This is a genomic window from Rhodococcoides kyotonense, from assembly GCF_001645385.1.
Classification (GTDB): domain Bacteria; phylum Actinomycetota; class Actinomycetes; order Mycobacteriales; family Mycobacteriaceae; genus Rhodococcoides; species Rhodococcoides kyotonensis_B.
The window spans coordinates 100,600-107,339 of the sequence record NZ_LVHI01000009.1; the positions used below are offsets into that span (position 1 = coordinate 100,600).

A 6,740-nucleotide genomic window follows, 5' to 3' on the forward strand; every position below is an offset into this window, starting at 1 on the left:
CCCCGCTTTGAGGAGAACACGACCGGCCTGTCCAGGGTAGTGCGGCGGCGCCACCCGTGTGAGCGTAATCGCCGCAGGTCGCGGTCACACCAGACTGTGTTCCCATGCGTCGTGCAGTTCGGCGAAACGCCCGTGTCCGGCGATGAGGTCGGCGGGAGGCCCGTCCTCGACGACGACACCGCCGTCCATGACCAGTACCCGGTCCGCGATCGCGACGGTCGACAACCGGTGCGCGATGATCAGCGCCGTCCGATCACGGAGGACGGTCTCGAGCGCCCGTTGGACGAGCCGTTCGCTGGGGATGTCGAGACTGGACGTTGCCTCGTCGAGCACGATCACCGCAGGTGCCGCCAGGAACACCCGCGCGAACGCGACGAGCTGACGCTGCCCCGCACTGAGCCTGCCGCCCCTCTTGCGCACGTCGGTGCCGAGGCCGTCCGGCAGAGTGTCGACGAACTCGGTCAGTCCGACGGCGTCGGCCGCGGCGGCCACCTCGGCGTCCGTCGCCGACGGCTTGCCGAGACGGATGTTGTCGGCGATGGTTCCGGAGAACAGGAACGACTCCTGCGTCACCATGACGACGTGTCGACGCAACGTCTCCTCGTCGAGGTTCCGCACGTCGACGCCGTCGAGCATGACGGTGCCTGCGGTCGGATCGTAGAAGCGCGCCAACAGCTTCGCGAGCGTCGACTTCCCGGCGCCGGTGGCACCGACCATCGCGACCACCTGACCCGCGGGCACGTGCAGCGAGAACGTCGGCAGCACGACGCGGCCGGCGTCGTAGGCGAAGTGGACGTCGTCGAAGTCGATCTTCCCCGCGGCCTCGTCGAGCTGCACCGGGTTCGTCGGCGCCTGCACCGACGGCTGTTCCTCGAGCACGCCCGAGATCTTCTCGAGCGCGGCAGCAGCGGACTGGTAGGCGTTGAACACCATGGCGAGTTCGTCCAGCGGCCCGTAGAACCGGCGAAGGTACAGCACGTACGCGGCGAGAACGCCGATGTCCATGTGCCCGTGGATGACTCGATAGCTACCGAACACCAGGATGATGGCCAGCGTGACGTTGCCGATCCATCGCACGATGCCGGTGTAGCTCGCCATGCCACGCAGCGCAGCCGTCGTCGCGTCGCGGTATTCGGTGTCTTCGGTTCTCAGGATCGCGTTGTTGCGCCCTTGGCGCCGAAACACTTGCACCGCACGGATTCCGCCCATCGACTCGACGAAGTGCACGACGACCTTCGCGATCGCCACCCGCGTGCGTCGGTAACCGGTGCGTTGCCGGCGTTGCGACCATCGCGTCACCCACACGAGCGGTACGAAGCCGGCGAGGACGATCAACCCCAGTGGCACATCGAGATACACGAGGATGATCGCGATGCTGACGATCGACAGGATGGCGGTCAACGCGTCGTTCAACGCACTTTCGAGCAGCGTCTGCAGCGACTCGACATCGCTCGTCAGTCGCGAGATCAAGCGTCCCGACGTGTACTTCTCGTGGAACGACAGGCTCAGCTTCTGGGCGTGGTCGAACACCCGCTTGCGCAGGTCGAACAGGATGGCCTGGCTGAGTCGACCCGACACCATCAGGAACGTGTAGGTCGTGATCGAGCCGAGAATTCCGAATGCGATGTATCCGAACACCGTCCACGCCAACGGGACCCAGTTTCCATCGGTCGCCGACGAGATCCCGTGGTCCAACGCGTAGGCGATGAACAGCGGCCCCGCAACGAACACGAGGTTGTCGACGAGGATGATCGCGATCGCCAGCAGCGCCTGCGTGCGGTACGGGCGCACGAGTGACATCAGCAGTCGCCGAGACCGTCCGGCCAGGATCAGGTTACCGGTGGAATCGACGTCGGAATCCTCGTTTCCTACTCCGCGCCAGTCCTTGTCGTCCGTAGCCTTCTGCTCAGCCATCGATCGACCCCATCACGTGGCGGTACTTCGACGACGTCGCCAGAAGGCGCTCGTGCGTACCCTGCTCCACGATTCTTCCGTTCTCCAGATGAAGCACTCGGTCCGCGAGTGCCGCGGTGGACGGCCGGTGTGCGACCAGCATCGTCGTCGAATGCGTCAGGACGCGTCGCAGATTCTCTTGCACCCGTTCCTCGGTCGAGACGTCGAGAGCCGACAGCGGATCGTCGAGCACCAGAATCCGAGGCCGGCCGAGCACCGCACGCGCCAGCGCCAGGCGCTGATGCTGTCCGCCGGACAGACTCATACCCTGTTCGCCGATGCGCGTGTCGAGGCCCCACGGCAACGTCTCGACGAAATCCCGTGCGTGCGCGACGGCCAACGCCTCCTCCACGTCCGCATCCGATGCATCCGGTCGACCCAGCGTGACGTTCTCGCGCACACTCGCCGAGAACAACACGGGCTCCTCGAACGCCACCGACACCACCGACCGCAGATCTGCCAAAGACAGTGCGCGGATGTCGATCCCGTCGATCGTCACCGCGCCGCCCGTGACATCGAACAAGCGCGGCACCAGGTTGGTCAGCGCTGTCTTGCCGCTGCCGGTCACGCCGACGAGCGCAACGGTCTCCCCCGGCTCGACGCGGAAATCGACACCCGACAGCAGTGGGGTCTGCGCGTCGGGGAACGTGAAATCGACGTCGTGGAAGGCGAGTTCACCGCGGAGCGGGCTCGGTAGCGTCGTCGGCGCGATCGGCTCCTGGATCGTCTCGGGAGTGTCCATGATCTCCCAGTACCGATCCGCGGCGGTGCGCGCATTGTTGAGCTCGGCCAGCAGGTATCCGAACGCTTCGATCGGCCACAGCAGGAACGCGACGATGGCCATGGCCGCGATCAGCGTCCCTGCCGTCATCGTGCCCTGTACGACGGAATACGTTCCGAAACCCAGCATCACGCCGATTCCGACCGGCGGCAGACCCACGATGAGCGACCACAGAATCGCGAGGTACCAGACCTTCTTCAACTCGGTGCCGCGCAGTGTGGTCGCCTCACGCAGAAACCGTCGACCCAGATGTGCGCTGCGGCCGAACGCTTTCAGGACACGGATGCCCTGAATGGATTCCTCCACGGTCGTCGTGACGTCGCCCGCCTGGTCCTGCGAATCACGCGCGGCGACGCGGTAGAGCGACTCGAAACGGGTGCAGATGATCATGAGCGGCACGGCCGTCACCAGCATGATGACGCCGAGTTGCCACGCTGCAGCGAAGAGAACACCGAGTCCGACGACGAGGGTGACCGCGTTGATGATGATGAACGGACCGACGAATGCCACGAATCGTCGCAACAGCGACAGGTCCGCGATGGCGCGCGACAGCAACTGTCCCGATTCCCACCCTTCGTGGGCCGATACCGAGAGGCGCTGCAGTTTCTCGAATACCGTTGCGCGAGCATCGATCTCGAATTGACTGGACGGACCCGAGACCAGGTACCGTCGCACCCAGATACCGACTGCGTCGATCGTTCCGAGCAGCAGGACGAGAGCCGCAGGCCACCAGACGCCGCCGAAGTCGCCGTCGGTGATCGGCCCGTCGATGACGGACTGCATCACGAGCGGGATAGCGAGGCCGGTCAGCGTCGCGATGAGGGACACCACGACCGACCCGACGTAGTACCACTTGAACGGGGCGATGAACGGGTAGAAGCGCGCCAGGGAGCTACGTTCGTTGTGCCGCGAGTTCGGCCGATCCACGATGGTCGTCTGCTCTTCGAGTACACCGGTGGACACGTCGATTCCCCTTACTGCTCGCCCGAAGAATGCTGTCACTCGGCGGCCTTGAAGCCAACCGATTTTCCGGCCGCCGCATTCCATCCTGGAACCTGAAGCAATGTCGAGGTCAAGGGCTCGTACCGTGTGTCGGCAAAACCTGTCGGAGTTCTCGAGTAACGTTCTCACCGAGTTTCGGGTGTTCTAGAGAAGGGTGCGGCGTGGGTTCGCGATCGATGGTCGGGCTGTTCGCCGGGATCGGCGGGCTCGAGTTGGGCCTCTCGGAGCAGGGCTGGTCGACGGAACTGCTGTGTGAGATCGATCCGGGCGCCGGCGCCGTACTCGGAGCACACTTCCCCGACGTTCCGCTACATCGTGACGTCACCAAGCTGCGCGCTCTCCCGTCGGGCACCGAACTGGTCGCAGCCGGTTTTCCGTGCCAGGACCTGTCGCAGGCCGGCCGCACGGCCGGCATCACCGGTGAGCGATCGGGACTCGTCGACGAGGTGTTCCGGCTCGTCAAGCGTCGTAACGGCCCGCGCTGGCTGCTCATCGAGAACGTTCCGTTCATGCTGCAACTCGGCCGCGGCGCCGCCATGCGCCACATCACCGACGCCCTGTCACAGCTCGGCTACATGTGGGCATATCGCGTCGTCGACGCACGGTCGTTCGGTCTGCCGCAGCGTCGTCAGCGGGTCATCATGCTGGCGTCCCGTACCGAGGATCCGCGCGGTGTCCTCTTCTCCCAGGACAAGGGCCCGATGCCGGAGGGCGATCCCAGCGAGCAACCATGTGGCTTCTACTGGACCGAGGGCACCCGCGGCCTGGGATGGGCGATCAACGCCGTTCCGACGCTCAAGGGCGGGTCGTCGCTCGGCATCGCGAGTCCCCCCGCGGTGCGTCTGCCGTCCGGCGAGATCGTCACGCCGGGCATCGTCGGCGCCGAGAGGTTGCAAGGGTTCGATCCCGACTGGACTGCGCCTGCTCTGAACTTGCCCGGGGTTCGCGCCGGACATCGATGGAAGCTCGTCGGCAACGCGGTGTCCGTGCGTATGGCGTCGTGGGTCGCCGCGCAGCTCGAGCATCCCCTGGGGCACGACGAGTCCGACGACCTCGAAATTCTTCCCGGCCAGGCCTGGCCAACGGCTGCCTGGGGGCGTGGCGGGTCGGCCTACCGCGTCGAGCGGTCCACGTGGCCGGTCCACGAGCCGTACGAGAACTTGAGCGAGTTCCTCGACGACTCGCAACTGCTGTCCGCACGCGCGACGGCCGGGTTCCTCAAACGCGCCCGCATGGGCAATCTGCGGTTCGTCCCGGGCTTTCTCGACGACGTCGAATCCCACCTCGACCGCATGGGCGGCTTCCCCAGCCCGCGAGCCGCATGACCGACCATCTGTTCCCCGATCCACCCGCACTGCTGCGGCCGTTGGCGTTGGCAGGCGACAAACCCGCGCCCGACGCCGACCGCAGCGACAAGAAGAACTACGCGCAGCGACTGTCGAACCACCTCGCGCAGACGGTCGCCGACGCGTTGCGGCCGCACTATCCGAACATCACGCCCGATGCGATGGGCGTCGGGCAGGAGGCGCAGGTCGACGTCGCCAAGGGGCGCAAGCGACTCGACGTCAAGGCGCTCGACCCGACGCTCGGTCTGATCCTGTGCGTGTCGATCAAGACGTACAGCTTCCGCGATTTCAGTCCTCGCACCGGCAAGTTCGGTCGCTGGACCAAGAACATCGTGCGCAACGATCACGAACTGCGTGGCGAGGCGATGGTGTTGCATCAGCGTCAGCCGTACAGCGTGCTCGTCGCCGTCATGTTCGAGCCGTTCGCCACGTGCGACGACGGCGACCCGTCGAAGGCCAGCGACATCGGCAAGTCGTCGTTCGCGCATCACGTGACGACGCTGTCCAAACGATCGGGCCGCGGTAAGCGTGCCGTCGTCGGCGGGACGAGTCGGATGTGGGTGGACCTGGGCGCCGAGGACACGCGATACGACCTGTTCGAGAAGGTGTTCGTGGGGTTGTACGAGACCGACGGCCCCGACCGCGGCGAGGTCCGCTTCTTCGACGTCGACGAATCACCTCCACGCAACGGACGGCCCACCGAGGCGCAGACACTGTCGTTCGACGAGTTCGTCGCCGTCGTGCACGGGGAGGTCGAGCGGCGGAACAAGTTCGCGCCCACCTGGTCCGAGCCGGAGGACAGTGAGGACGGCTAGCCCTTTCGGCATCGATGGACCATTAATACGAATAGATAGCTTGGGTGCGCCATTCATGCAGCGCCAGTAGGTTCGATGAGGTGTCCAAGCCGCTGACCGATGCCGCGACGTCCGCGCGCCTCAGCAAGCAGCGTCGACGCGACACGAAGCCGGAGATCGCGCTGCGTCGCGAACTGCACCGTCGCGGGCTGCGATATTTCGTCGACCGCGCACCGGTGAAAGGCATGAGGCGTCGGGCAGATGTGGTGTTTCCCCGTCGCAAGCTCGCGGTGTACGTCGACGGCTGCTTCTGGCACAGCTGCCCGGTGCACGCGACGAAGCCCCGCAACAATGCGCAGTGGTGGGCCGACAAATTGGCCACCAACGTCGCTCGCGACCGCAACACCGACGAGCGTCTCGACGCCGAGGGCTGGACGGTCGTGCGGGTGTGGGAGCACGAATCGGCCGTCGACGCGGCAGACAAGGTGGAGTCGGCGTTGCGGGATGGTGATTCCTGACGTGCGGCATCCGGGTTTTCGGACCGAAGGTGACATCCGGTCACTCTGAGTGAGCAAAGGACGCCCTCGGTCGGCCCGGGCGGCCCCCGGGCTTTCGGACCGAAGGTGACATCCAGTCACTCTGAGTGACCAAAGGGCGCCCTCGGTCGGTCCGGGCGCACCCGGCTTTCAGACCGAAGGTGACATCCAGTCACTCTGGGCGGTTTCAAGCGGTCGCTGCACCAATGAGCTCTGCGAACTTTTCCAACGGTGGTCTGTAGCCTAGCGTCGCCCTGGGGCGCTCGTTCAATTCCAGGGTGACGCGGCGCAGTTCCTCGGGTGAATGCACCGACAGGTCCGTTCCCTT

At 65.6% G+C, this 6,740-nt stretch carries 5 protein-coding genes; 3 read left to right on the plus strand and 2 right to left on the minus strand.

All coding sequences use genetic code 11. The annotated features are described in order from the left end of the window. Window positions 1-84: 84 nt before the first annotated feature. Together A3K89_RS07085 and A3K89_RS07090 are read right to left on the minus strand one after the other, a co-directional pair. Window positions 85-1,914, minus strand: a complete 1,830-nt coding sequence (locus tag A3K89_RS07085; RefSeq protein WP_068423634.1) for an ABC transporter ATP-binding protein — start codon at window positions 1,912-1,914, stop codon at window positions 85-87. Next, window positions 1,907-3,697, minus strand: a complete 1,791-nt coding sequence (locus A3K89_RS07090; protein WP_068423636.1) for an ABC transporter ATP-binding protein — start codon at window positions 3,695-3,697, stop codon at window positions 1,907-1,909. The genes A3K89_RS07085 and A3K89_RS07090 overlap by 8 nt, the downstream gene beginning before the upstream one ends. Window positions 3,698-3,912: 215 nt before the next feature. Here A3K89_RS07090 and A3K89_RS07095 point away from each other — a divergent pair, with 215 nt between their 5' ends. The 3 genes from A3K89_RS07095 (at window position 3,913) to A3K89_RS07105 (ending at window position 6,394) form a co-directional block, all read left to right on the plus strand. Beyond that, window positions 3,913-5,061, plus strand: a complete 1,149-nt coding sequence (locus tag A3K89_RS07095; RefSeq protein WP_068423676.1) for a DNA cytosine methyltransferase — start codon at window positions 3,913-3,915, stop codon at window positions 5,059-5,061. Then, on the plus strand, window positions 5,058-5,897 hold the full coding sequence (locus A3K89_RS07100; protein ID WP_068423637.1) for a hypothetical protein: 840 nt from the start codon (window positions 5,058-5,060) through the stop codon (window positions 5,895-5,897). Before A3K89_RS07095 ends, A3K89_RS07100 begins: the two co-directional genes overlap by 4 nt. A gap of 80 nt (window positions 5,898-5,977) precedes the next feature. Further along, a complete protein-coding gene (locus tag A3K89_RS07105) occupies window positions 5,978-6,394 on the plus strand; it encodes a very short patch repair endonuclease (protein ID WP_068423639.1) in 417 nt (138 codons plus the stop codon). Window positions 6,395-6,740: the final 346 nt, after the last annotated feature.